Consider the following 26290-nt stretch of genomic DNA (forward strand, 5'->3'; position numbering starts at 1 on the left):
ACGCAGGTAAGCGGTGGGGGACTGTCGCGGATGTGTAGCGAAGGATGCGAATGTCGGCGGAGTTGCTAAACAGAGGCGGTGGAGGCGCAGCAAAGGCTGCGGCTCCGGACCTTGTGGGCGGTCCATCCGATCGGCAGACATGGTCCTTGCTGGCCAGGAGCCAGGATCTTTCCCGTGCTACCAAGCACCTTGAGTCGCCTGATTCGTACGGTGTGGTGCTCACTGGCGAACGGGGCATCGGCAAATCGGGCTTGGCCCGGGCGGTAGTTTCCTCGCTTGGCCCCAAGATTCACAGCCTGCAATTGCGCAACACGGTTGCCAACGGCCAAACTCCCTATGGTTGCCTCGGATTCCTCTTGGCGAGGTTGCCGTCCGAGGCCGTCAGTTCGCCCACGGGCATTCTGCACGCGATTACTTCCCTGATCCGGGCTGAAGCCGCAGGCCGCGAGACTGTTTTCATCGTTGACAATGCCGGCGGCATGGATCCCATGAGCACTGGCGTACTGCTGAACCTGATGGCCACTGGCACGGCAAAGGTCATTGCAACCGTTCAACGTTCCAGCGACCTCCCGGCCGATTTTCACCGGCTGGTCCTTGAGGAGCAACTGGGCGAAGTCCACCTCAACACGCTCAGTGAAGAACAGACGAAGCAAGTTCTCGGTTCAGTACTGGGGCACTACGTCTCATCGACGCTCGTGGGTTCACTCCACTCCGCAGTCGGCGGGAATCCGATGCTCCTGCATGCGCTATTGGACGAGCAACGCCATTCCGGCAATCTCGTCCTCAACGATTCCGTTTGGACGCTCAGGGACCGTATCAAGCTTGAAGGCGCCACGGTTGTGGAGGACTTTGTCCGTTCCAGGCTCGCGCGCGAACCGCAGGCCAACCGGACCGTCGTTGAGATCCTCGCTTGCGCGCAGCGCGCAACACTCGTGGACCTTGCCGCCATCTTCGGCACGGAAGTGCTTGTAGAGATGGAGGAATCCGGGCTGCTTAGCGTAGACCGGGCCGGGGAGCACTGGGTTTCCCTCCGCGACGCATACGTGGGTGAGGTTGTCCGGGGTTGGCTGAGTACCCGGCGCCGGCGAGAGCTGCGGTTAATGCTTCTTGGACCCAAAGAGCCGGAGTTGGGTGGGTTGGCTCCACAGGACCTGCTGAGCTACGCCGCGTGGATGCATGCGTGCGAGGATGAGCCCCCACCATCGCCCGCGCACGCCCTCGCAGCCGGACGGGCTGCGCTGGATGATTACGATCCCAACTTCGCCATCCAGTGCACACTCTCACTGGACCCGAAGGACGCCGAATGGGTGCCGGGGCAGCGCCTGAAGTCAGCGGCCTACCTCATGTTGGACCTGCCCCTGCACGCGGCCCAGGCTTTGGATGAAGTGTCCGAGGCGCACATAGCCGCCTTGGACCCTGTGGAGTTTGCTGAAGTAACAGCGGCGAAGTGCCAGGCGATGACGTGGATTGACGGCCGCTCGGCAATGGTGCCCGGAGTGATCGCCGCCGGGAGTGAAACCCTGGAAGCCATGGTTTCGAACCCGGAGAAATACCCGCCGGAGACCATAATGAGGGCCCGGAACCGGCTCCTCCTTTGCAACTATGAATACCAGACGTACATGGGCGAGTACGCCGACGTGATCGATGACTTGGAAGATGAACTGGCCAAGGACCCGGCCGAGGACCGTGAACACTGGCTCAAGTCCGCCTTTTGCCTCATTGAAGCCCGCTGCATGATGGGCCGGGAACTGGAAGCGCAGCAACTGGCACGCACCGTGTCCCGGCAGCTGGGGAACAATGACAGGCCAGCGCAGTTGGAGGAGTCTTTCGCGCGGCATGCTTTCCAGGTGCTGCTGCTGTCCGGACAATGGCGCAAATGCATCGAGCTCATGCGGCGCGCACCCTCCACACCTTCCCGCCTCCAGTACCGGGGTGCTATCACCGAACTGGGCGTGGGCCTGTCCTATGCTTACGCTGGAAAGCCCTCTTGCGCGATCGAGCCGTTGCGTTCCGCCGTCGCCCAGCTTGAGCTCCGCCCGGCCATGAACATGGTCAAGGTTGCTTACGCTGCTACCGCCTTTGCCTATGCCCAGCTGGGGAACTCGCTGGAAGCCGGACGGTACCTTGACCTGTACCGGACATGCCGGGGTGCTGGAAACTATTTCTCCGAGTCCGTTGCCGAGTTTTGCGCCGAAATGGCAGGCCGCTGGATGGGGGACCCGGAAGTCAAACAGCGGCTTCTCGCCAGGGTCCATCAGGACATTGCCAAACGACGCTTCACAACCGCCGGCATCTGCCTCTTCGGCGCCACCGTGGAGGGCACGGATGCAGAGTACAAATTGCTGGAAGAAGTTGCCGGAAACCGCCAAGGCCCATTGGCTGGGATTTCCCGTGATCTTGCGCGGGGATCATTGAGCAGGAGTTCCCGCTCTCTTTTGGCTGCCGCCGATGCCGCGGCTGCACTGGATTTGTTGGTTGTCGAAGCCAGGTGTGTGGCCATGGCCTTGGACTTTGCGCGGGATGCCGGTGAAACCACCGCGGCCAGGACCGCGCAGCTTAGGCTTGAGCGTCTGGAACAATCGGTCTCGGCGTTGCCGATCCAACCACGGAGCGACGCGCCGGTGTTGACCGAGCGCGAACGGCAAATTGCCAAACTGGCTGGAAAGGGTGTCAGCAATCGTGAAATCGCTATGGATATTGGGGTGTCTGTGCGGACCGTTGAGGGACACCTATATCAAGTATTTACCAAGCTCGGCGTCTCATCGCGAGGCGAGCTCAATGGCCTCCTGTGAGTCGAGGAGTGTAGTTTCCGTCCACCGGGTGCGTGCCCATGCAGGCTGAGTACCTTGTTGGCAGGGAAGCCGAGTTGGACCTTGCGACTGAAATATTGAGGCAGGAGGGCGCTGGCGCCGTACTGCTCCTTGCCGATCCCGGCATTGGTAAAACGGCCATGGCAGCGGAGATCGCTGCCCGTTTAGCCAACGAAATGGTGGTGATGCGGATCCATGGAAGTCCCGCGCTGTCCACTGTTCCTTTCGGTGTCCTGGCACCGTATCTCCTGGACCTGCCCGTGGAACAGGCCACTTCGCCCGTGGCTATCCTCCGCGAATTTTGGTCCCAGTTCGAAAAACGGCGTGGAAGCGAAGGCGCCCGGCTCCTGCTGGTAGTGGACGACGCCCATGACCTGGATGAGGCCAGCACCCAGATTCTGGCCGAGTTGGTGACGGCCGGCTGGGCGCGGCTGGTGGCCACCAGCAGGCCAAGGCCCGGGCTACCCCCTGCCCTCCTTCAGCTGTGGTACGACGGCCTGGCGGAGCGGCTGGAACTCCATCCCCTCGAAAAAGAAACAGTTACTGAGTTGGCCGCGAAAACCTTGGGCGGGGCGGTCATGGCCAGCACGGCAGAAGTTTTGCATTCTGTTTCTGAAGGCAACCCCCTGTTGCTCCGTTGCCTCCTGGAGGATTCGAAGGCTGACGGGAACCTCGTGCGTCGAAATGGCGTGTGGTTCCTGACGAGGGCCCTCTCAGGCACTGGCGAGGGCCTCTCCGAAGTGGTACGGAACAGGGTACTGCGAACCAGCGAGGCCGAACGGGAGGCCATGTACGTGATTGCCTTGTCCGAACCCGTCCCGGCCGCTGTGCTGGACGCGCTTGTTGGCAGGGATACGCTCCGGTCCCTGATGGACAACAGGCTCGTGATCTCCAGCAACGGCGCTGGCAGCCCCCTGAAAATGTGGCACCCGATGTACGGCGAGGCCCTTCGCCATATTGTTTCGCCCGCCCGCAGCCTCCAGATCCGCCAGCGTATGGTGCAGCATCTGCCCGCGGAGCCATCCACAGCGGAGGGCCTGCTCCGAATGGTGAGCTGGGCGCTGGACTGTGGTGCCGACGTCGACGACGAACAGCTGCTGCGGGCGGCGTTCCTCGCCGCAAAACTGCTCCAGAATCCGCTTGCCTTGGCGGCGGCCGCCAAGGTCCGTTCGGAAGCGCTGCGTCCACGTGCCCGTGCCGTCATGGCAATGGTCAAATACAACGACGGCGACTACCGCAGTGCCGTGCAGTTGCTCGAGGAAGATGCCGGGTTCCTGGACGCGGACCCGTCGGGGCCCCTGGGTGCAGGACTGTTGTGGGGCGCTGCCCGGTCAGCGATGGGGGACAGCTCAGGTGAGATCCTGGCTGATGCGCATTCTGCCGCCGACGCCCTGGTGGCTGGCCGCGCGGCCGAGGATCCTGCGGTCCAGCAAATCAGACGCCATGCAGCAGCCTTGGAATTGGCGGCGTTGGCCCATGACGGCCGCTACGGGGAACTTCGCGGGGGACTGGGCGCGTTCCAGGCCGGTCTTGGCCCGGACGAGCCTGATTTCGTCATGAACCAGCTCTTCCTATTGGCCATACAGTGCGAACTCCTGATGGTCGAAGGGCAGGCCGTGCAGGCCTTGGAGATGGGCCGCGAAGCCCTGGTGTTGCTGGATGAACACAACGACGACCTCCTGTACTTCACCGATTTCATCCTGGTCCGCTATGCCTTGGCCGCGCTGGAATCGGGGGATTGGGCGGCTGCCGAGACCGCACTGAACCGATATGCCGCGAGTTCTGCCATGGGGCTCATTACGTTCGGCGGAGACGTGCAGGCCCTCAAAGGACTGTCCTTGCTCAGGCAGGGACGTTTGGAACAGGCCGGTGCGCTGCTGATTCCCGCGGTGGAGGCCCTCCGTGTGAAGGACCCGCAGAGGCTGCGCCGCCTGGGTAACGCGCTGGCGTTTTATGCGGCTGCGAGATCCGGAAACAACGAGCTCGCCCAGCGATTGTCCGCGGACCTGGGCGTCCCTGCCGCTGGCGGCGCCTATGTAGAAGCGCTGGCTGAACTCTTTACCCTGGCCGCCAAGGAGCATTTGAACAGGGGGACAGGCCTGGAGAAGCTGCGGAGCCTGCCTGATACCACCCATCTGCATCAACTGCCGGGCGTCCTGCTCCAGAACCTGGTCCTCAGGGCAGAGCTGGGAGACCTGCAGGCAATGGAAGCCATCCAGGAAACTGCGTCTTCGATGGCTGGGGCGTGGGCCAGCGGCTGGCACATGCTGGCGACTGCCCAGATGGGCGGCGCCGGCGATGCGTTCGTTAACGCCGGCAACCTGTTGGCGGCCGGGGGCATGCCCGGGCCGGCGGCGGCCGCCTTCGACAAAGCCGCCATCGCCTTCGATGCCGAGGGTAAACGGCCGGAGGCACGGCAGGCGGCCGTGTTGCGGGACGTCAGCGAGGCCAGTCTGGGCGACGCGCAGCTTCACGATCCCCATACCGAAGTGGACCGTTCCGTGCCCTTGACCCGGCGGGAGCAGGATATTGTGGCGCTGGCCGTTTCCGGACTCACTGACCGGCAGATCGCCGAGAAACTTATGGTCTCCGTCCGAACTGTGGAGGGCCACTTGTATCGCAGTTATGCGAAGCTGGGCATCCGCCGGCGCGAAGATCTCGGAGCTGCTGTCCGCAATTGACGGCAGAGCCGTTTGAGTAGCCCTCGAGGCCCCCAAGCACCACTTGTGTGCGGTAGCGCACCGATTACCACCAATCAATGGAGTAACCCGCGTCCCATCCCGTCCGGGACCAAGTAGTGCCCCATCAGGGGACTGAGTACAACAGAGTATCGGGGCCCAAAAACCGCCCTACTAATCGAGTACCGATTACTGGTGTTCTGATTTCTGCCACGCGGTTAACTGATCTTGGAAGGACGGTAAGCCCCAAGCATCCCCGGAATTCCAAATCGAAATACCGCATCGGTGGTCTCTTTGAGCCGGTGCTCCGGCCGCCGAGAGGCGGTCCGGCCCTGTACGAAGCCGGCGGCGACAGAGTCTTCTGAGACCGAGACTCTCCCCCCAGCCGTCGCCGGCTTCTAGGCCAGGGATCCCGCAAAATCGCGGAAGCCGAAACCCTCCCGGACCAAGGGACTGCTGCTATTGGAGTGCGCATGTTGCCGGACCCCTGGCTGGACGAAGAGACTGTCACAGTCGGGCTGAGACCATCAACATTCCCGGACCGGAAGCAGATCCTGGATCTGATCCTTTCGGCAGTACCCTCTCCTTCCACCAACGGCATAGTCGTGATCGGAGACAGGGGATCGGGAAAGAGCCACCTGTTGCTCTCCGTCAAAGCAGGGCTCCCGGACTCTCTGGACGTCCGGACATTCGTCGGAAAACCGGAACTCCAAACAACCGTCTATGGTGCGTTGAGCGCGGCAGTGGAGCCTGCCGGCGAACAAACTGCGCTCCCGGGACTTCACGTCCTCCGGGCGCTGACACGGAGCCTCGGTCCCGCGGAATACCTGTACACACCACCACTGGCACGGCGTCGAAGCAAGCGGCACCCTGAACCAAAGCGGCCCCCACTGGTCCTCCTCGTGGATGACATCCACTACGTCGACCCTGCGTCCCTGGCGGTCTTGCTCCAGCTGATGCCGGGATTCGGCGCCACCCTGGTAGCTACGGCCGACAGTCGCCGCCCCCTTCCGCCAGACCTGTACCAGTTGTGGGAAGACGGCTTCCTAGAGCAGTACTTCCTGGCTCCCTTCACGTTCAGTGAGGCTCAGGCTTTGTGCGAGGACGTACTGGGCGGAAAGGTCCAACGGCGTGCCAGCAGCCTTCTGGCGGCGATGTGCGGGTTCAACGTGGGACTCCTTTGCCTTGCAATCCAGGATGCACGCAACGCCCACCTCCTGGTAGAGCGCGACGGTTACTGGACCATCGATGTTCGGGCGCACTGCCAATGGCCTGGGGTGGTTGACCACGTCCGGGCCGACGTCTCACACCACGCTGCCGAGGAACTTAAGGCGTTGGAGGTCATCGCGCTCGCCGAGCCTCTGGCACTGGACGTTGTGGAACACAGTTTCGGCCAAAAGGCCGTGGAACACCTTCTCGCCTCTCACCACATCAGGGTGCTTCCGGGCCGTCCGCCGCTTGTCCGGACGAGTTCGTGGCTCTGGGGCGAGGGCATCCGGCTATCCGTTCCCCACGTGCGGAGCACGGCGCTGCGGCTCGGCGTGGAGGAGCCCGGACTCACCCCGGATTCGGCCCCCGCTATGCTGCGGTGGATGACGTGGACCCTCGATTGCGGGCTCAGCCTCTCGGACGAACTCATCCTTGCCGCCGCTCCGGCCGCCGACAGGCCGTCGACCGCTGAGCTGGCCATCAGGGCTTCGGTGGGCGTCAAGGGTCCCGGCCACCGGGATCAAGCCAGGATGCTCCGTGCCAGGGCGCTCATTGCCGGGGGCAAGCTCAAAGAGGCCACACCGGAGCTGCGGGAGCTGGTTGGCCCAGGATCACAGCCCGAGGTGCAGGCCGACGCTGCACGCCGCTTGATGGCCCTGAGCCTTCTGGGTGCGGCGACCGCCATGCCGGTAAGGCCCGACGGCGGAGCTGACGAGCCGGAGGAACCGTCGGATCCAGCGGCGCGGGTCATGTGGAATGTCCACCAAGCCGAACAACTCCTTCTTTCCGGAGATGCGCCCAAAGCGCTGGGGAAGTCTGGCGCTGCCATGGCCGCCATCAACTCAGATCCTGCACTGGAGATGTTCCGGCCGGGCGTCCTGCTCCGCCACGTGGTCTGCCTGCGGCACAATCTGTCGTGGAGCCAGGTGGACTCGCTCCTGGATTGCCCCTGGGCCTACGCAGTGCCGGCGCACCTGGCTTGGTGCCTGGATGTAGCGCGGGGGTATGCGCAGCTCAGCCAGGGGCTCCCGCGGGCTGCGTTGCGAACGCTGGAACCTGTAGTAGCTGAACTGCACGACGCCGGCCTGGCGCCGGTTCTGCGGCTGGCATCGGCGCTGCTGGCGTACTCAGAGGCGCAGTGTGGTGATTTGGAGCAGGCCATGGCCAGAGTGGAGCAGAGTCAAGCAGCCCACGCAGGCCTCACGGACGAGGGCCTTTTGCCCCAGCTAAGCGCCCTGTTCGTGGCGGCGGCGCAGGACAGGGTTTCGGGCAAGCCTGGCCACTTGTTTTCGGTGGCTGAGGTGTTCCATGACAGGCAAAGTCCTTTGATGGAGGCTGAGGCATTGGCACTCATGACGCTCAACGCAAGCACTTCCGCCGTCGACGACCTCGTGGTGCAGCGCCGCCTTGGCGAGCTTGCCGCCTCGATGCAGGGGGCTGGCGCGGCGGCGATGGGAACCTTCGCATCCGCTTTGCTGGGTAACGACCCCAAGTCGCTTGAGTCCGCTGGCAAGAGCCTCTCCGGAGAGCGGCAATTCGCGCAGGCTGCCCTCTGTTACGCCCGTGCGGCCAGCGGCTACGAAGAACGGACCCGGAGCGCGGCGAGCCGCCGCGCGTCGACCCTCATGGAGCGGTTGCACAGCGCCTTCGATAGCGACGTTGCTCCGCCGCTGGGATGGCTGCCCGGTACTGCAGGCCACTGACGTGCTGTACGGCACATCTCCAGGGACGTCGCACCGTGGGATAATTGAGTGTCCCTGAAGGATTTCCAAGGAGCGCCCCTTGACAGTCGTATCAACTCCCGCCTCACTGCAGCAGTCCGTGCCCGCCATGGACAACGCGGAGGTGTTGCGGATCCGGAACGACTTCCCCGTCCTGGACCAACTGGTCAACGGCAAGCCGCTGATCTATCTAGATTCCGGCGCGACCTCGCAGAACCCCTTGAGCGTGATCGAGGCCGAGCAGGAGTTCTACGAACAACGCAACGCCGCCGTGCACCGTGGCGCCCACCAACTCGCGGTGAGCGCGACTGAGGTCTTTGAGGACGCACGCCAGACTGTCGCGGACTTCATTGGCGCGCAGTACGAGGAAACCGTGTGGACCTCCAACGCCACAGAGGGTCTCAACCTCATCAGCTATGCACTGTCCAACGCCGCTTTGTGGGCTGCGCAGGGCCGTGGCAGCTCAGCGTTGAAGGAGCTGGCCATTGGTCCGGGCGACGAAATCGTGGTCACGGAGATGGAGCACCACGCCAACCTGATCCCATGGCAGGAGCTCGCTTTCCGGACCGGCGCCACGCTCAAGTACATTCCCATTACGGACGACGGCTCGCTCCGGCTCGATGCCGCGGCAGACATTGTGGGGGAGCGGACCCGCCTGCTGGCTTTCACCCATGCCTCCAACGTCCTGGGCACCATCAATCCGGTACCCGAACTTGTGGCCCTGGCCCGGCGCGTGGGTGCCTTGGTGGTCCTTGATGCCTGCCAGTCGGTGCCTCACATGCCCATTGACGTCAAGGACCTGGACGTGGACTTCGCGGTGTTCTCGGGCCACAAGATGCTGGCCCCCACTGGCGTCGGCGTCCTGTACGGCAAGCAGGAACTCCTGGACGTCCTGCCGCCGTTCCTCACAGGCGGCTCCATGATCACTACGGTCACTATGGAACGGGCCGAATACTTGCCGGCTCCGCAACGCTTCGAAGCCGGAACCCAGCGCATCTCCCAGGCGGTTGCTTTGGCCACCGCCATCAACTATCTGTCCGAAACGGGGATCGACCGCATCCATGCCTGGGAAACCACGCTTGGCCAGCGCCTGGTCAAGGGCCTTGAGGGCATCGACGGTATCCGCGTCGTGGGTCCTGCCTCCGGCGCGGAACGGATCGGACTGGCCGCCTTCGACGTCGCCGGTGTCCACGCCCACGACGTCGGGCAGTTCCTTGACGATCGCGGCATCGCCGTTCGTGTTGGCCACCATTGCGCCCAGCCGCTGCACCGCCGTTTGGGGCTGACCGCTACTACGCGCGCAAGTACGTACCTTTACAACACCACGGACGACGTCGATGCATTCCTTGACGCCGTGTCTGGCGTTCGGGCCTATTTCCAGGCCTGACCCCTGCTGCTGCTACACCGCAGCGGCTCCCACAAACTTCCACGAACGGTAACCAGCACCATGAGTCTTGACCAGCTGTACCAGCAGATCATCCTGGACCACTCCAAGCAGCGCCACGGCAGCGGGCTCGCGGACACGGAAGCACCCACGGGCACGTCAACCGGACAATCGCACCAGCTCAACCCGGTCTGCGGGGACGAGGTCACCCTTCGCCTGGCAGTTGCCGATGGAACGGTCAAGCAGATCAGCTGGGATGGCGCAGGCTGTTCCATCTCCATGGCCTCGGCCTCCGTGCTGACTGACCTGGGCGAGGGAATGTCGGTTGAAGAACTTCACGCGGTGATCGACAACTTCCGTGAGGTGCTCCGCTCGCGTGGAAAGGTGCAAGCAGATCCGGAGATTCTGGGGGACGCCGCGGCATTCGAAGGCGTGGCGCGCTACGCCGCCCGGGTCAAATGCGCCATGATTTCGTGGGTCGCCGCCGAGGACGCGCTGAACCAGGCAACGGCTTAGCCTTCTCAGAGCAGCCCCGCGCTAGGCGCGGTCAAAGACGTCAGGTACGCCGTCGCCGTCGTCGTCCCTTTGCTCTTCTGCCTGAACCAGGCGGTACCGCCGGTTCCGGGCCCGGAGCACGACGGCGGCCAGCAGCGCCGCGATCAGGGAACCTGCGAGGATAGCCACCTTGGCGTGGTCGTTGTGCGCAGATCCGGTGCCGAAGCTTAGCTCGCCGATCAACAGCGAGACGGTGAATCCGATCCCGGCCAGCAGCGCCAGTCCAAAGAGATCGATCCACGCAATGCTGGAATCCAGGCTTGCACGGGTGGTTTTGGTGACCAGGAACGTGGTGCCAAAGACGCCCACGGCCTTGCCCAGCACCAAAGCCGCGACAATTCCCACGGCAACCGGATCGCTGAGCGCGGCCCCCATACCCTCCACGCCGCCCAGTGCCACTCCCGCTGAGAAGAAAGCGAAGACGGGCACCGCGAACCCGGCGGAGAAGGGACGCAAGCGGTGTTCGAAGTGCTCGGCCAGGCCCTCGGCCGGTTCGCCCTTCTTGCCGCTGGCGAACACTGGGACGGCGAAGCCCAGGAGGACCCCCGCAACGGTGGCGTGGATTCCCGAGGCATGGACGAAACCCCAGGTGGCAAGGGCCAACGGGAGCAGAAGATACCAGTTACGGATTCGCTTCTGGACCAGGAAGGTGAAGAGCGCCAGCGGAACCAAGGCGGCCAGGAGCATAAGGGGCTGGATTCCGGAGGAGTAGAAGAAAGCAATGATGCCGATGGCGATGAGGTCATCCACCACGGCGAGAGTCAGCAGGAAAGTCCGGAGTGCCGCCGGAAGGTGCGTGTTGATCACGGCGAGTACTGCCAAGGCAAAGGCGATGTCCGTTGCCGTGGGGATGGCCCAGCCTTTGAGTGTCTCCGAGGCGGAGCCGAGGTTGAAAAGGACGTAGATCAGGGCGGGGATAACAACTCCACCAACGGCTGCAGCTACGGGGACGACGGCGCGCGCAGGTTTACGAAGTTCTCCGGCGACGAATTCGCGCTTGAGTTCAAGGCCTGCGAGGAAGAAGAACACAGCCAGCAGGCCGTCGGAGGCCCAATGGCCAAGGCTCAACTGCAGATGCCAGGGCTCGTAGCCGATCTTGACGTCGCGCAGGGCGAAGTAAGCATCGGCGGCGGGGGAGTTGGCCCAGATCAGTGCGATGACCGTGGCGGCCAGAAGGAGGGCGCCGCCCACGGTCTCTGTGCGGAGGATCGAGAGGATGCGGCGATACTCGGGGTAGCTGGAGCGGCTGAAAACAGTGGTGGTCATGGGTTGTTTGGCCACGGAAGCTCCTGTGGGTCGAGTGGTCGAAAGACGGACATCGCAAAGACACCGCCGACCAGACTTCCCGGCACACCAAAGCCCATTCTACCCAAGTGAGTCGCAGCAGTGCGCGTTATGAGCTCTCAAAACGCGCACTGCTGCGACTCAGTTGGGAGACAAACCTAGGAAACGAGGCCTGCAATTCCGATCGCCGCCGTCGCGAGTCCCAGCACCATGGAAATGGAGACCAGGACGACGTGCACCGTGAGGAACCTGGTGGCCTTGCCAGCGGCGTCGCGGGCCCGGGGGTCCTTCATGACGCGCTTGAGGAACTGCGGCCACACAACCAGGGACCAGACGCCGGCAACGATCAGGACCCAGCCCAGGATGGCAGGGAGCTGCACGCTAGTGGCTTTCGAGCCAGGCCTGCGCCTGCTGCGACTGGATGTTCAGGGCCTTGCCAACCATCGGCTCTGCAGCATCGGCGATCTTGCCGCCAAGGAATGGAACCGACGAGGAAACATTGCCCTCAAGTTCGATCCGGGTGTTCCCGCCTTCGGCTACGAGGCGCTGGACTGCAGTGACATCAAGCGGAGCGCCGGAGACCTTAAGGGCAATCTTGCTGGCGCGGGAGCCGTCGGCTGCCGGTGCCTCCCACTGCTCGGTCTGCGTGACGGTCAGGCTCTCGCCGACGAACTTGCGGGCGATATCCGGCAAACGGGTGGTGGGCAGCGTACGAACCGTCGTGGTGCTGAAAGCGCCGGCAGTGTCGCCGTCGATCGTGAACGATTCCAGGGAGCCGCCCACCAGTTCGCTCGTGTGACGCAGGAAGTCTTCGTCGACAAATACGGCCGCAACGCGGTCAACGCTGTGCGGCAGGGTGGTGGATGCACTCAGGGCCATGGGTCCTCCGTGGATATGTTGGTGGTGAAGCTCTTTTAGCTCCCAACATCCTACGGGGTGTCCGTGGCCACGCCAGAACCCTTCTTCTGTTCCTGCTCCTGAAGGGTCATTGCCGCCGCGGAAATGTTCCGCGCCATCGACGGGAAAATAATCCCATGGAACGGGTAGACACCCAGCCAGTAAAGCCTGCCCGCCAAGCCGCGTGGAAAGAAAATGGCGCGCTGCTTGTAAAGGCTCCCGCCGCCGTCGGGCTCCACTGACAACTCAAGCCAGGCGCGCCCGGGAGCCCGCATCTCGGCCCGCAGCCGCAGCAAATGCCCGCGGTCTATGGCTTCCACCCGCCACCAGTCCACCACTTCGCCGCTGGCCAGCTTCTTTGGATGCCTGCGCCCCCTCAACAGGCCCGCGCCGCCGGTGAGCTTGTCCAGCCAACCACGGACCCGCCACGCCAGCGGAAGCGAATACCAGCCGTTCTTGCCCCCAATGCCCTCAATGACCGTCCAGACATGCTCAGGCATCGCGTCGCTATGGAAGGTCCGCTCGTCCAGGAATACCTTGTAACCCGCCCAGTCGGGATCGCTGGGGAGAGGATCGGCGTCGACGCCTGCGTTTGCCCACGTGGTCTCCACCTGGCCGTCCCTCTCCTTGCCCAGCGCCAAGGCGACGGCACGACGGTACGGCGTCAGGCCGCCGTCGGGCTGTGGAATGTAATCGTCGACGTCGTGCTCCCGCGACACTGCGTCGTGCTGCAGTGACTGCACCAGCGGCAAGGACATGGACAGCGGAATAGGCGTGACCAGCGCGACCCACAGGCCCGCGAGCTTGGGTGCCGGAACCGGAAGGGCGATCACCAAACGGCGGGGCAGCCCCCGCTCCGCGGCGTACTCGTTCATCATGTCCTTGTACTTCAGGACGTCACGTGAACCGATGTCGAATGTCCGGTTGAGGCGATCCGGCAGCGTCGCAGCAGCCACCAGGTAGTGCAGCACGTCCCGGACAGCGATGGCTTCGATGCGGTTATTAACCCAGCTGGGTGCCGGCATGACGGGCAGGGTATCGGCCAAATGACGGATCATCTCGAACGACGCCGAACCGGAACCGATCACCACGCCGGCCTGGAACACGATGGAGTCCACCGGCGATTCGAGGAAGACCCGTCCCACCGACTCGCGGGAACGCATGTGCGTGGAGAGCTCCGTGTTCTCCGGGTGCAGGCCGCCGAGGTAGACGATCCTGTTGACGTTGGCACGCGTGGCTGCATCTGCCACGAGCCGCGCCATGGATTCTTCCTTGGCCTCGAAACCACTGCCGGAAGCCATGGAATGGACCAGGTAATACAGCACATCCACGTCCCTGAGCGCCTGTTCCAGGCTTCCAGCGTCAGAAAGGGAGTCCTTAATGATCTCGACGTCGCGGTGCCACGGAACGTCCGCGATCTTCTGTGGCGAGCGGACCACCACCTTCACCCGGTGGCCAGCCTCAAGTAGCCGGGGGACCAAGCGGCCTCCGATGTAGCCGGTGGCGCCCGTGACGAGGACGGTCTTGGAAGGCTGGCCTGGGGATGACTGCAAAGGAACTCCTACGGCTGGAGGGAGGGGTAGGCTGGAATGACCCGGCATTCGTTCGAATTTCCGGGCATTTGTGTTGCCTGCCCTTGGACCCACCCTAGGAGTTTCAGCCATGAGCCTCAACGGTCTGCGCCGTGCACTGGCGGAGGACAAGACTTTTGCGCGCGTCCGAACTGAGGCTCAGCGGCCCTTTTCGGCCCGGAGTACGGACTACCAGATCAGTGCCCCTACAGGGATGCGGGCAGTGTTGCTGGCAGAAATGGCCGATGCCCTGGCCACACAAAGTTCAGAGGCCGGCAGTTCCCCTGTTGTCCTCGCGGTCACCGCCACCGGGCGTGAGGCCGAGGACCTGACGGCGGCCCTCGCCTCGTACCTGCCCGCGGAGTCTGTGGCCACCTTCCCCAGTTGGGAAACCCTCCCGCATGAGCGGCTCTCGCCGCGCTCGGACACCGTGGGACGGCGGCTCTCCGTCCTGCGCCGCCTGACCCACCCTGAAACCTCGACGGCGGCACCGTTGCGTGTGGTGGTTGCCCCGGTTCGCGCCGTGGTCCAGCCCATTGTTGCCGGCTTGGGGGACCTGGTTCCCGTCACGCTGCAGGTAGGACAGGAACGCTCCTTCACAGATGTAGTCCGGGCACTCTCCGACGCCGCCTATGCACGGGTTGACATGGTGACGCACCGCGGCGAATTCGCAGTCCGCGGCGGCATCCTGGACGTTTTCCCACCCACCGAGGACCACCCCATCCGTGTGGAGTTCTTCGGCGATGAAGTTGACCAGATGCGCTGGTTCGCCGTGGCCGACCAGCGCTCGCTGTCCGCGCCCGGGATCCACCACCCCACGGAACTGCACGCGCCGCCTTGCCGCGAAATCCTGATCACGCCCTCCGTCATGTCGCGTGCTGCCAAACTCAAAGCCGATATGCCGGCTGCGGCAGACATGCTGGAGAAGATCGCCGGGGGCATCGCCGTTGAAGGCATGGAGTCCTTGGCCCCGGTGCTGGTGGATGCCATGGTGCCGTTCGTGGACCAGCTTCCGGCCGGCTCCCTGGGCGTGGTCATCGAACCGGAAAAGGTGCGCACCCGCGCGCACGACCTCGCTGCTACCAACGAAGAGTTTCTGGAAGCTGCTTGGTCCACCGCGTCCGACGGCGGTTCCGCGCCCCTTGACCTGTCCTCCCAGGCATCCACTGACTTGCACGCCGCGAGTTTCCGTTCGCTGACCGACACCCGATCTGCCGCCCTGGAACACGGCGTGTCCTGGTGGTCCATCACCTCGCTCGCAACGGACGAGGACCTGGTGCTGGACATCGACGTCCTGAACCTGCATGCCCGCGAACCGCGCGGTTACCAGGGCGAGGTCGCCGAAATGCTGGAGTTCATTGGCTCACGCGTCCGCGAGCAGTGGCGTTTGGTAGTTGTTACGGACGGTCCGGGACCAGCCCAGCGCCTGGTTGAACTGTTCCACGATGCCGACATCCCCTGTGCACGCGTGGACTCGCTGGATAAGGATCCGCAGCCGGGCATCATCGAGGTGACCACTGCCGCCGTCGGACGTGGTTTTGTCCTGGACGGCCTCAAACTGGGCCTTTTGACCGAAGCGGACCTGCTGGGCCGCGCCACCGCAAGTTCCACCAAGGATATGCGGCGAATGCCATCCAAACGGCGGAATGCCGTGGACCCCCTGCAATTGCACGCAGGTGACTTTGTGGTGCATGAGCAGCATGGAATCGGCCGGTTCGTGGAGCTCATCCAGCGCAAGGTGACAGGTACGTCGTCGTCCGATGCCGGGCTGCGTGAGTACCTGGTGCTGGAGTATGCAGCTTCCAAGCGCGGTGCTCCCGGGGACCGCCTGTTTGTTCCTACGGACCAACTGGACCAGGTCACCCGCTACGTCGGCGGGGACACACCAGCGCTTAGCAAGATGGGCGGCGCTGACTGGGCGAGTACCAAGTCCAAGGCACGCAAGGCCGTCAAGGAGATCGCTGGAGAGCTGATCCGGCTCTACTCCGCCCGGATGGCATCCCGCGGACACGCCTTCGCTCCGGACACTCCGTGGCAGCGCGAACTCGAGGAAGCCTTCCCCTATGTGGAAACCCCGGACCAGCTGACCACCATCAACGAGGTCAAAGCGGACATGGAGCGGGAAATCCCCATGGACCGCCTGGTTTCCGGCGACGTCGGCTATGGCAAGACCGAGATTGCGGTTCGCGCTGCTTTCAAAGCCGTCCAGGACGGCAAGCAGGTGGCGGTCCTGGTGCCCACCACACTGTTGGCCCAGCAGCACTACGAGACTTTCACCGAGCGCTTCTCCGGATTCCCGCTGCGGGTAAAACCCCTTTCGCGGTTCCAAAGCGGCAAGGAAGCCAAGGAAACAGCCGAAGGCGTCAAGAGCGGCGCGGTGGATGTTGTGATTGGTACGCACCGGTTGCTGTCCAAGGACTTTGAGTTCAAGGACCTGGGATTGGTGATCGTGGATGAAGAGCAGCGCTTTGGTGTGGAACACAAGGAAGCGCTGAAAAAGATGCGAACCAACGTGGACGTCCTGGCCATGAGTGCCACACCGATTCCCCGTACTTTGGAAATGTCCTTGACGGGCATCCGGGAGACATCCACCTTGGCAACCCCGCCGGAGGAACGCCATCCGGTATTGACCTACGTGGGTCCGTACACGAACAAGCAGACGTCGGCAGCCATCCGCCGTGAGCTCATGCGCGAAGGGCAGGTTTTCTTCGTGCACAACCGCGTGTCCTCGATCGAACGTATCGCCGCGCAGATCCGCGAGCTGGTGCCCGAGGCAAGGGTGGAAGTGGCGCACGGCCAGATGTCCGAGAGCCGCCTTGAGAAGATCATTGTGGACTTCTGGGAGAAACGGTTCGACGTGCTGGTCTGCACCACCATCATCGAGACCGGGCTGGACATCTCCAACGCCAACACACTGATTGTGGATGGTGCCGACAAGTATGGACTTTCGCAGCTCCACCAGCTCCGTGGCCGTGTTGGTCGTGGCCGTGAACGCGCCTACGCCTACTTCCTGTACCCGTCCGAGAAGCCGTTGGGCGAGGTGGCGCTGGAACGGCTCAAGGCTGTGGCGGCGCACAACGAACTCGGCGCCGGCATGCAGCTGGCCATGAAGGATCTCGAAATCCGCGGTGCGGGCAACCTGCTGGGTGGGGAGCAGTCCGGCCACATCCAGGGCGTGGGCTTCGACCTTTACATCCGGCTCGTTGGTGAAGCTGTTGCCGAGTACCGCGGGGAGGCCGAGGAGAAGGCCGCCGAGATGAAGATCGAACTGCCCGTCAACGCCCATCTGCCGCATGATTACGTGCCCGGTGAGAGGCTGCGCCTGGAGGCCTACCGGAAGCTGGCCGCCGCGGTGACCAATGAAGCCATTGACGAGGTCCTCGCTGAACTCGTGGACCGTTACGGTGAGCCGCCCTTGCCGGCGCAGAACCTCATCGCCGTGGCCCGCTTCCGGGTGGGGGCCCGCGAAGCCGGCCTGTCCGACGTCGCGCTCCAAGGCAACTTCATCCGCTTCTCGCCAGCGCAATTGCCCGAGTCCAAGACCATGCGCCTGAACCGCATGTACCCGGGTTCCCAGGTCAAGCCTGCCCTGGATGCTGTCCTGATCCCCAAGCCCAAAACAGCCAGGATCGGCGGCCGTGATCTCCAGGACGCCGAGATCCTCGAATGGGCCAACGGCGTGATCTCCGCGATTTTCGCGGATGTTGCGGTAAAGGCAGGCTAACCGAATGATGGGAGGACACCACGCCGCGTCGGGAGCCGCGGCGTGGATCGCTATTGCCTCGACCGGCCCCTACGCGTTGGGCTGGTATCCGCTGGATTCCACCGGCATCCTGATCGGAGCCATGGCGACGGCGGGTACCGCCTTGGTGTGCGACTGGGACCACCGGCACAGCACCATAGCGAATTCGCTTCCACCGCTTTCCAACGTCATTGCGGTGGGCATTGAGAAAGCCAGCGGAGGGCACCGGCAAGGGACACACTCACTTCTGGGAGCCTCTGCCTTTGTGGTGCTGGCTGCCATGGCAGCTCAATTCCAGATGGTTACGCCGGTAGGAAAGCTCTCGGTGGGCGCTGGTTTGCTGTGCATGTTCATGATCAACCTGGCGGCCAAGGCTTTGAATCTGTTTCCCAAATCCGGCTGGATCACCAACTGGCTCTTCGCCGTGGTGATGGCTGGACTCGTGACCTGGTTCGCACCCGATCAGTGGGGGTGGCTCCCGCTGTCAATGCTGGCGGGCGTCGCCGTTCACATCGTGGGAGACATGATTACCGTGGGCGGGGTTCCGCTGTTGTGGCCCATCGTGATCAAACCACCTAAATTCTTGCGCAAATCGCTGATCAGCGGCATCTGGAGGGCCAACGGCGCTTTCTCGATTCCCCTGTTGGGCAGGGCCGGCTCGCGGCGGGAGTGGCTGGTCCTGATACCCGTCAGCGGTTACGCCATGGTGGGCATGGGGGCTGCGGCATGGGCCCTGGCCCAGGAGCACTGGCCAGGAGTCCTGGCGGCGTTGGGCGGCGTGATCCAAGCCCGGTGATCCGGACGCCAAGTTCGCGTCATGACTGAGGACTTGTACCCACTTCCTTTACGAGAAAACGAACTTTGACGTTTTCACGTATACGGAGGTTTAGATAGCCGTGCTCCACTCACGCAGTATGAACAACGGCGGCAGGGGAGGCTTTCAGGCCCGGCGACACGCGGATTCACTGCGGCGTTCCCTGGTTGATCTTGAAGTCATTATTCCGGCCTATAACGAGGCCGGAAGGATTCCCAATACCCTGTTGCAGGCCATCGATTTCCTGGCAAGCCAGCCCTGGTCTTCCCGGATTGTGGTGGTAGATAACGGCAGCGTTGACGAAACCGGTGCTGTAGTACGTCGTATTTCGGGCGAGGCAGGAAGCAGCGTCCCGATTTCCGTGATCGGATGTTCCCGTCGTGGCAAAGGGGCAGCTGTTCGCCGGGGCCTCCTGAGCGGTACGTCACGTTTCACCGGGTTCTTCGATGCCGATCTGGCCACCCCCTTGGAAACGCTGACTGCTGCCATGTCCCACCTCGAAGAGGGTGCTGCAGCAGTTATTGCCTCGCGCCACGCGCCAGGTTCCACCCTTGTCCGGCCGCAACAACTGGGAAGGCGCATAGGCGGTAAAGCTTTCCGCACACTGACCAAGTCCAAGGTGAAGGGCATCTTCGATACCCAGTGCGGCTTCAAATTTTTCGAACGGGACTCGCTCACCGCCGCTATGGTCCAATGCCGCGCTACGGGGTTTGCCTTCGATGTGGAGCTTCTTCTGAGGTTGCAACACCAAGGGGCCAGAATCATCGAATTGCCTGTCGCCTGGACAGACGGAGAAGCGTCAACGTTCCGGCCCTTCCAAGACGGAATCGCCAGTTTTGCGTCCGTACTTCAACTAGAGAAATCGATCCTATGACCAGTGCTTTCCCATTGTCCTCAGCACACCTTGCTGGGAAGCACGTACTTATCCTGAACTGGCGCGACGTCGGGCATTCCCAAGCCGGGGGCGCCGAGCAGTATATGCACGAGATCTCCCGCAGGTGGGTAGCGGCCGGGGCCAAAGTCACGTGGTTTACCGGGCGTGAAATGAACCAGCCCGCGGAGGACGTCATCGACGATATCCGGATACTGCGCGCTGGTGGTCCCCTGGCCATCTACGCCCATGCAGCGCTCAAGCTCGTGCGCAGAGGCCGTCATTTTGATGCCGTGGTGGATTGCCAGAACGGAATCCCCTTCTTCTCGCCACTCTTCGTGCCAGGCGGGACACCCATCATTCAATTGATCCATCACGTTCACCAAGAGCAATTCCGCAGCCGGTTCTCTCCGCCGTTGGCTGCCCTTGGCCGTTTCCTTGAAAGCAGAGGCGCAAAAGCCGTCTATGGCCAGCGGGCCATTGTTGCCGTCTCACCGTCCACGCGGTTGGAACTCCGCAAGCTTGGGTTCTCCGGACCAATTCACGTCGTACCCAACGGTACTATCGACGTTCCGGAACAGGTCGGCCCCAGGGCTCCCGAGCCCACCATTACCGTGGTCAGCCGTTTGGTGCCGCACAAACGACTTGATTTGTTGCTGGGCCAGATTGCTGTTGTCGCCAGCCGTATTCCCGATCTGCGGGTGGAAATCGTTGGCGACGGGCCCGAAAGAGCCCGGCTACAGCAACTCGCCATGGACATGGGGCTCAGCCATATCGTGACTTTCCACGGTTACCAGCCCAACGAGGTCCGCAACAGCCTCTTGAACCGGGCATGGATGACCACTTCCACGTCGGCGTCAGAGGGCTGGGGATGTTCAGTGATCGAGGCGGCCGCCTGGGGCGTTCCATGCCTTGCACTGCGTGTTCCAGGCATCCGGGACTCCGTAGTGGACGGCAGTACAGGATGGCTTGTGGATACCCCTAAGGAATTTGGGCGCGCCATAGTAGCCGCCCTGGAGAAATTGGCCTCACATCAGGCATCGCAGGAGTTCTCTGCACGATGCCAGGAGTGGGCACGATGCTTCACCTGGGACCGGAGTTCGGACCTTCTGGCTGGTGTGGTCCTTGAAGAGTCACAGCGTCTGGAGACCCTTGGTAGCGGCAGTCCGCGCTCCGATATGTCCACACTGGTGCGTTTCGAATTACCGCCCGGGGCCGACCTTCGGGTCATCCTGCGTCCAACGGATGAAGTGTGGGCGGACGACGGACAGGTCTCAGTACTGATGAAAGGCCGGGACGAGTTCGAAGCCTTCGCTGTCTTGAAGCAGATTGGGGTGGACGCAGCAGACTTGCAGCCAGCGGGGCGGAGCGACCTGCTCGCCGGACCCGGAAGGGTCTCTATGCCCGCCCACGCCGTTGATGGCTTCTAGGGCGCATCCGGCGCCGACTGCCCGGGGGCGGGAGCGTTCCCCGGAACGGACATCCGGACGGGGAGGCAAAGTAGGGGAAAACAGCGTTTTCCTGGCCATGTCGGCCGGGGTGGTGGGCGTGGTCAGTTACGCCTGCAGTTTGCTCATGGCCAACATGCTGCCCACTACGGACTACACGCACTTCGCGTCGGCCGCGATGCTGATGGGAATCGTAGGGATTGTCGCTTCAGCACTGGTTCCGCTTCCTTTGTCCCACGTAGTCGCTGTTAGTCCTGAAGGTTCCGAGGAACGCAAGGATGGCATGGCCTTCTCGGTTTTTGTGTCATGTATAGCCGGGGCAGTCGCAGCCGCAGCGACGGGAATGGTGACATTGGCCTTTGCCACACCGGCGCTGGCAGGAGCCGTAGCGTTGGGTTCCTTTGCCATCTTCATCGTGACGGCACCCTCGGGATGGTTGCAGGGCGAGCTGCGTTTCACGTGGGTTGCCCTGACAAACATCGGCGAAGTTGTCCTCAGGCTCGGGTTCAGCGCGTTGGTGATTGTCCTGGCGTGGGGTGCGGGAGGAGCAGTCCTTGGGTTTGCTGTGGGCTCGGTAGCTCCCCTCGCCGTCCCGCTTTCCTTCTATCGGGACCTGCACTGGCGTCCGCGGGTCCTGCTGGATAAATGGCGGTGGGCGGAGACAATCGAGATCGCGTCGGTGCTGTGCGTGGTTTCCATACTGGTTGGCATCGATGTTGTGGTGGTTGGGTTCCTGGACGAAGGATCGTCCGCGGCAGCAGGGTTCCAGGCATTGGCATCGATTGCCAAGGGGCCGGTGTACGTGGCGGCCGGTACTGCCTTGGTGGTTTTTCCCTTGCTGCGCACGTCAGGCGCGGACGTACGCCGGATCCTTGGAGCCGCCTTCACGTCCTTTGGGCAGTTGGCGTTGGTGGCCTTCGTCATCATCGCTACCGCACCTCACATGCTGGCCGGGCTGATTGTGCCGGAAAAGTATCACGGCTCCCTGGAGCTGTTGCCGTGGCTGGCGGTGGCAGGCCTTGGCTACGCCGTGCTGATGGTACTGTCAACAGTCCTTCTCGCGGTGAGGGCCTACCGGCGATGCCAGATGGGCCTTGCCATCGCTTGCCTTCTGGTGGTGGGCGGTCTATGGGCCGGCTGGCATGTGAACGCTGTTGCCGGCATGGCTGTGGGTTCAGCTGCAGGCTCCGTGCTGGCATCCTTGGTACTGGCCTACATCGCTCATCCAGTCCTTGCCGCCACGGCCCGACCGGGAACTGTGGCCTGGCGGTGGTTGGCCTACCCGGCCGGACTGATTGCGGTGCTGGGTGTGGCCAGCCAGATGCAGCCGTTGGTGTGGTTGCTTTTAGCATCCGGTGCGGGCCTTGCCGTGCTGGCTCATCAGCGCGGCTTATTGCCGGGCAGGAGCGTTGCCGGGATTCCCCGACGGCGGCTGGCTGGTGAAAGCGCGAGGAGCACCGGCCGACGGTCCAAGCAAAAAACCAGCCTCATGGACGTCATCGGCGCGTGGCGTATGCAGGGACTCCCGGGCACCTTGATGATGTTCCTGGCTGTGGTTGCGGGAGCCTTCTGCGTTCGCGCCCTCGGTTTGGAACGGGGCTTTGAGCTCTGGGTAGATGAGTTGCTCTACGTGCGCTTGGGTGAGTCCGTCAGTGCCGGTCAATTTCCCACGCTCCCGGACGGGCCATTCTTCCTCCACCCGCCCGGCTACTTCATCCTCGAAGCCGCCGTGATCAAGCTGTTTGACGTCTCAGGCGAAATTGTGGACGTCCTGCTGCAGTTGCGATGGCTGAATGCCACGTTGGGGGCACTGACCGTGGGGCTGGGGTTTCTCCTTGTCAGGAGGCTTGCTGGTACTGCCCCCGCGTGGTTCTGTGCTGTGCTTCTTGCGTTCGAGCCCTTCATTCTGCGCAACAACAGCCATGCCTTCCTCGAGACCTCGGCAATGGCGGCTGTGCTCGCAGGGTTTTTGGTCCTGGTAGGAATGCCGGAACCCGCGAGGAAGCGTGCAGCTTTCCTGCGGTGGACGGTGGCCGGATTGCTGTTGGGGTATGGCGTTCTGTGCAAGGACTTCTTCATCATCTGCACCATCGCCCCGGTCCTTGTTGCTGTGTTGTGGAAGGAAACCCTGCCCTGGCGCAAGGCAACGCTTGTGGTGGCCGCGACCGTCATTCCCTATGCTGCTTACCTTGCCGTAGTGGCTGTGCGGGAACAAATGCCGGGCTGGGTGTGGGCCAAAAGCAACGGGCTGGTGCGGATGTCCGGGGTTGAGAAGAGCACGGGCTTCACGGCAGAAGGCTCGCCGAGCATCCTGTCCCGTTTGATCGAGCAGAGCGGTCACTTCGGCACTAGTTATGTCCTCCTGGCGCTGTGTCCCGTGGCGGGACTCCTGCTGTGCTTCAGCCTTCATGCTGGCCGGCGGTTTATTGGACTGGCAGGGCTGGCTTTGGGTGCCGCGGGCGCTTACAGCGCTGTGTTCGGCACGTTCGAAGAGCAATACGGGTACGGCGTCATGGTGGCTGGCGCACTGTGTTCCGTGCTGGCGGTGGTGGAGCTCCAAGAGAGATATCCCAAGGGCCGCAGCGTCCTTGCCGTGTTCAGCATGTGCTTCGTTGCCTTGACGGTAATTCTCGGGATGCGCACTGCACTCACCGTGGACAATGGCTTTGCCGGCGCAAGGCAGTGGGTCAAAGCAAACTTGCCGGCAGATGCTCGGGTGAGCGTCACCAACAGCACTGCGGAGCTGATATTCATGGACGATGCCAGGTTCGGTATCTGGCCTTCGGCTCCCTTGATGAAAGAGCACGGAGCTGGTTACATCCTTACCCAGTCGCTGCCCACCAGCCAGGGATACGGCTATGCGAACCCCACTATGCTCGCCTGGCTGAAGGATCACGCCACTCCTGTTTTCACTTCCGAGGGGCCTACCAATGGTGATACGACGCTCTGGTTCGTGCATGAAGCTGACCTGGATGCTGCGGCATCGGCAAACATCGGGTTCCCGTCCAAAGACCATGGGACAGAACGGTAGAGATCATGAGGGTTTTACATCTTGGGTTCGAAGACCCCGGCATGCCCGGCGCCGGTGGGGGAGCCGTGAGGACACACGAGATCGACCGTCGACTGGCTGCCAAAGGCTTCCGGATGACGGTACTGACCACCAGGTACCCCGGGTGGTCTGAACGCACGCAGGACGGCGTTCACTACGTGCCAATAGGAATAGGCCGCGGCGGGAACAGGCTGACCCGGCTTTTGGGCTATGTGTTTCTGCTGCCTCTTGAAGTGCACCGGCGCCGAGCTGCCGCTGATTTGGTGGTGGAGGACTTTTTCGCGCCCTTCTCCAGCATGGCTGCACCGCTCTGGACCACGCGCCCCACGGTTGGCCTGGTCCAGTGGTTGCATGCGCGCGAGAAGGCACGCCAATACGGGCTGCCGTTGCATTGGGTGGAACGGTGGGCTGTCCGGCGCTACCGGAGGATGATTGCAGTCTCGCAGGGAATCGCAGACCGCCTGAAGGCTATGAACCCGGACGTTCGTGTGGACGTGATCGGTAACGGCGTGGATCCCGCAGCGTGGAAACCCGAACCCAAACCAGGTCAGGACGTCCTGTGCATAGGGCGCCTGGAATTCGGCGGCAAAGGTCTCGATCTGCTGTTGGCAGCCTGGGAAGAATGTGCCGGACGCGTCGATGGGCAGCTCCTGATTGCAGGTTCTGGCCCTGACGAAGCAAAGCTTCGCTCGGTCATTGAAGAGAGGGGCCTGTCTAACCGCGTACGACTCCTGGGGTGGCTCTCAGGGGAGCAGAAATTCCAGGCTATGAGTGAGGCGCGGCTCGTGGTGCTTCCATCCAGGCAGGAGACCTTTGGACTCGTGGCCATCGAGGCACTGGCTGTTGGAACTCCGGTCATTGCCTTCGATATCCCTTGCTTGAGGGAGATTGTCCCCGACTCTGCAGGCTGGTTGGTTCCGCCGTTCGACGTCGACGCCTTTGCTGCGGAAATCGCTCGAAGATATCCGGAGGTCGGGCTGATGGAGATGGGGTCCCAAGGCAGGGCGTTTGCTTCCGGTTTCAACTGGGACCGGCTCGCTGAAATGCAGGCTGAGTCCTTCCGCGATGCTGTTGCTGAAGCCGCTCCAAGCGGACCCCATCCACCAGGAAGGTCTCCGCATGGCAATTGAGTCAAGAATCGAACGATCCTTGGCAGGGGGACGCCCCTGGCTGTTCCTGTCTGCGCACCTCGATGACGCCGTTTTGTCCTGTGGCGCGCTTATTGAGGCGCAGGCGCAGGAACGGGAGATCATAGTGGCGACTGTGTTCACGGAAGCTTCCCCTGCGCCTCACACCAGGGCCGCCCGCTCTTTCCTGCGCCAGTGCATGCTGGAGGATGGCGTGCAGCTGTTCGAGGCCCGTAAGGCAGAGGACATGGCTGTCCTGGAAGCCATGGGGGTACGGCCGGTTCATCTCGGTGCAGTGGATGCCTTGTTCCGCCGTCGAGTGTTGCCTCGGCTGGCCAGAGGCGCTGGCAACAAGCTTCTACCGGAGCTTACCCACCGCTACTCGACGTATAGGTTCGACATTGCGCTGGGACGGATTGCGCGGGGAGACAAAACGCTCATCCGGCAACTCCAGGACGACGTCGCCGAGCTCATGGCTGCGACCAAGCCGGAGTTGCTCTTTTGTCCTGTAGGGGTGGGAAGCCACGTTGACCACCTCATCACTCGCAAGGCTGGGGAGGGCCACTCCGAAAACCTGGTCCTATACTCGGACTTTCCCTACGATTTGGTGTCGCAGCCGGACGCGGCAGAGTTGGCGCGGCTGGGGTACCAGCCTTGGATTTGGGAGGAAGGCTTGTCATCCAAGCACACCCGGATCAGGCAGTATTCCACGCAGGCGGACGGGTTGTTCCCCAGCGGTGACATTCCCATCAAGGCGGAAACCTACTTTGTCCCTCATCCTTGGCTGAACAGTTAAGCCCTTCACAACAGCGATGGCCCGGGCGCATGCCCGGGCCATCCCATATTGCGTGAAAGTTTAGCTTTCGCCAGCTGAGTCCGAGCGGCCAAGGATGGTTTGCGGAATCCAGAATGCGAGGGCGAACAGGCCCAAGCACACGGCCATGGGCCACGGGTTGTCCAGGCTGAGGAAGGACAGGGAGTAGATGGCGCCCAGGAACAGCACGATCACAATCAGGAACAGGACAATGCTTACGCCGAGGTTGTTCTCTTTTTCAATGGGCGCGCTTGTTGCGTTCTTGGACATTCATTCCTCCTCGGCCCCGCAGGGCTCAAAATCTGTGGCGGTCGCG

Annotated in this window: 17 protein-coding genes; 12 read left to right on the forward strand and 5 right to left on the reverse strand. The window is 62.8% G+C overall.

Annotated elements, in window-relative coordinates; all coding sequences use genetic code 11:
* Nucleotides 1–50: 50 nt before the first annotated feature.
* From ACZ5G6_RS07105 to sufU, 5 genes are all read left to right on the forward strand, one after another.
* Nucleotides 51–2792 carry a helix-turn-helix transcriptional regulator gene (locus ACZ5G6_RS07105; protein ID WP_498690407.1) on the forward strand — a complete coding sequence of 914 codons (2742 nt, stop codon included), beginning with the start codon at nucleotides 51–53 and terminating at the stop codon, nucleotides 2790–2792.
* A 38-nt stretch (nucleotides 2793–2830) separates the two neighbouring features.
* Nucleotides 2831–5491, forward strand: coding sequence for an AAA family ATPase (locus ACZ5G6_RS07110; RefSeq protein WP_498690409.1), 2661 nt, complete (start codon nucleotides 2831–2833; stop codon nucleotides 5489–5491).
* A gap of 470 nt (nucleotides 5492–5961) precedes the next feature.
* Entirely contained in the window at nucleotides 5962–8400 is a 2439-nt protein-coding gene (locus ACZ5G6_RS07115; RefSeq protein ID WP_498690411.1) for an ATP-binding protein, read from the forward strand.
* A 79-nt stretch (nucleotides 8401–8479) separates the two neighbouring features.
* Nucleotides 8480–9805 (forward strand): cysteine desulfurase, encoded by a 1326-nt coding sequence (locus tag ACZ5G6_RS07120; RefSeq protein WP_498690413.1) that lies wholly within the window; start codon nucleotides 8480–8482, stop codon nucleotides 9803–9805.
* A 60-nt stretch (nucleotides 9806–9865) separates the two neighbouring features.
* On the forward strand, nucleotides 9866–10318 hold the full coding sequence (gene sufU / locus ACZ5G6_RS07125) for a Fe-S cluster assembly sulfur transfer protein SufU (protein WP_223936373.1): 453 nt from the start codon (nucleotides 9866–9868) through the stop codon (nucleotides 10316–10318).
* A 21-nt stretch (nucleotides 10319–10339) separates the two neighbouring features.
* On the opposite strand, the gene nhaA is transcribed toward sufU, so the two are convergent.
* The 4 genes from nhaA to ACZ5G6_RS07145 all read right to left on the reverse strand — a co-directional run bounded on the left by nhaA (nucleotide 10340) and on the right by ACZ5G6_RS07145 (nucleotide 14202).
* On the reverse strand, nucleotides 10340–11623 hold the full coding sequence (gene nhaA, locus ACZ5G6_RS07130; protein ID WP_498691790.1) for a Na+/H+ antiporter NhaA: 1284 nt from the start codon (nucleotides 11621–11623) through the stop codon (nucleotides 10340–10342).
* Between the two features lie 176 nt (nucleotides 11624–11799).
* Nucleotides 11800–12021 carry an SCO4848 family membrane protein gene (locus ACZ5G6_RS07135; protein WP_223936374.1) on the reverse strand — a complete coding sequence of 74 codons (222 nt, stop codon included), beginning with the start codon at nucleotides 12019–12021 and terminating at the stop codon, nucleotides 11800–11802.
* A 1-nt stretch (nucleotide 12022) separates the two neighbouring features.
* Nucleotides 12023–12520, reverse strand: a complete 498-nt coding sequence (locus ACZ5G6_RS07140) for a DUF2505 domain-containing protein (protein WP_223936375.1) — start codon at nucleotides 12518–12520, stop codon at nucleotides 12023–12025.
* Nucleotides 12521–12570: 50 nt separating this feature from the next.
* Complete coding sequence (locus ACZ5G6_RS07145) at nucleotides 12571–14202, reverse strand: SDR family oxidoreductase (protein WP_498690415.1); 1632 nt, start codon at nucleotides 14200–14202, stop codon at nucleotides 12571–12573.
* Here ACZ5G6_RS07145 and mfd point away from each other — a divergent pair.
* The 7 genes from mfd (at nucleotide 14201) to ACZ5G6_RS07180 (ending at nucleotide 25956) form a co-directional block, all read left to right on the forward strand.
* Complete coding sequence (mfd, locus tag ACZ5G6_RS07150; RefSeq protein WP_223936377.1) at nucleotides 14201–17833, forward strand: transcription-repair coupling factor; 3633 nt, start codon at nucleotides 14201–14203, stop codon at nucleotides 17831–17833. The genes ACZ5G6_RS07145 and mfd overlap by 2 nt on opposite strands.
* Before the next feature lie 4 nt (nucleotides 17834–17837).
* A complete protein-coding gene (locus ACZ5G6_RS07155; RefSeq protein ID WP_223936378.1) occupies nucleotides 17838–18647 on the forward strand; it encodes a metal-dependent hydrolase in 810 nt (269 codons plus the stop codon).
* Nucleotides 18648–18747: 100 nt separating this feature from the next.
* Nucleotides 18748–19539, forward strand: a complete 792-nt coding sequence (locus ACZ5G6_RS07160) for a glycosyltransferase (protein WP_223936379.1) — start codon at nucleotides 18748–18750, stop codon at nucleotides 19537–19539.
* On the forward strand, nucleotides 19536–20966 hold the full coding sequence (locus ACZ5G6_RS07165; protein WP_223936380.1) for a glycosyltransferase family 4 protein: 1431 nt from the start codon (nucleotides 19536–19538) through the stop codon (nucleotides 20964–20966). Before ACZ5G6_RS07160 ends, ACZ5G6_RS07165 begins: the two co-directional genes overlap by 4 nt.
* Nucleotides 20956–24015 (forward strand): oligosaccharide flippase family protein, encoded by a 3060-nt coding sequence (locus ACZ5G6_RS07170; RefSeq protein WP_498690419.1) that lies wholly within the window; start codon nucleotides 20956–20958, stop codon nucleotides 24013–24015. Before ACZ5G6_RS07165 ends, ACZ5G6_RS07170 begins: the two co-directional genes overlap by 11 nt.
* A 5-nt stretch (nucleotides 24016–24020) precedes the next feature.
* Entirely contained in the window at nucleotides 24021–25163 is a 1143-nt protein-coding gene (locus ACZ5G6_RS07175) for a glycosyltransferase family 4 protein (protein ID WP_498690421.1), read from the forward strand.
* Nucleotides 25153–25956 carry a PIG-L deacetylase family protein gene (locus tag ACZ5G6_RS07180; RefSeq protein WP_223936382.1) on the forward strand — a complete coding sequence of 268 codons (804 nt, stop codon included), beginning with the start codon at nucleotides 25153–25155 and terminating at the stop codon, nucleotides 25954–25956. Before ACZ5G6_RS07175 ends, ACZ5G6_RS07180 begins: the two co-directional genes overlap by 11 nt.
* A gap of 60 nt (nucleotides 25957–26016) precedes the next feature.
* Here ACZ5G6_RS07180 and ACZ5G6_RS07185 read toward each other — a convergent pair whose 3' ends face one another.
* Nucleotides 26017–26244: a hypothetical protein gene (locus ACZ5G6_RS07185; protein WP_223936383.1), complete on the reverse strand. Its 228-nt coding sequence runs from the start codon at nucleotides 26242–26244 to the stop codon at nucleotides 26017–26019.
* Between the last annotated feature and the right edge of the window lie 46 nt (nucleotides 26245–26290).

Source organism: Arthrobacter sp. TmtSoilC51, assembly GCF_055388015.1.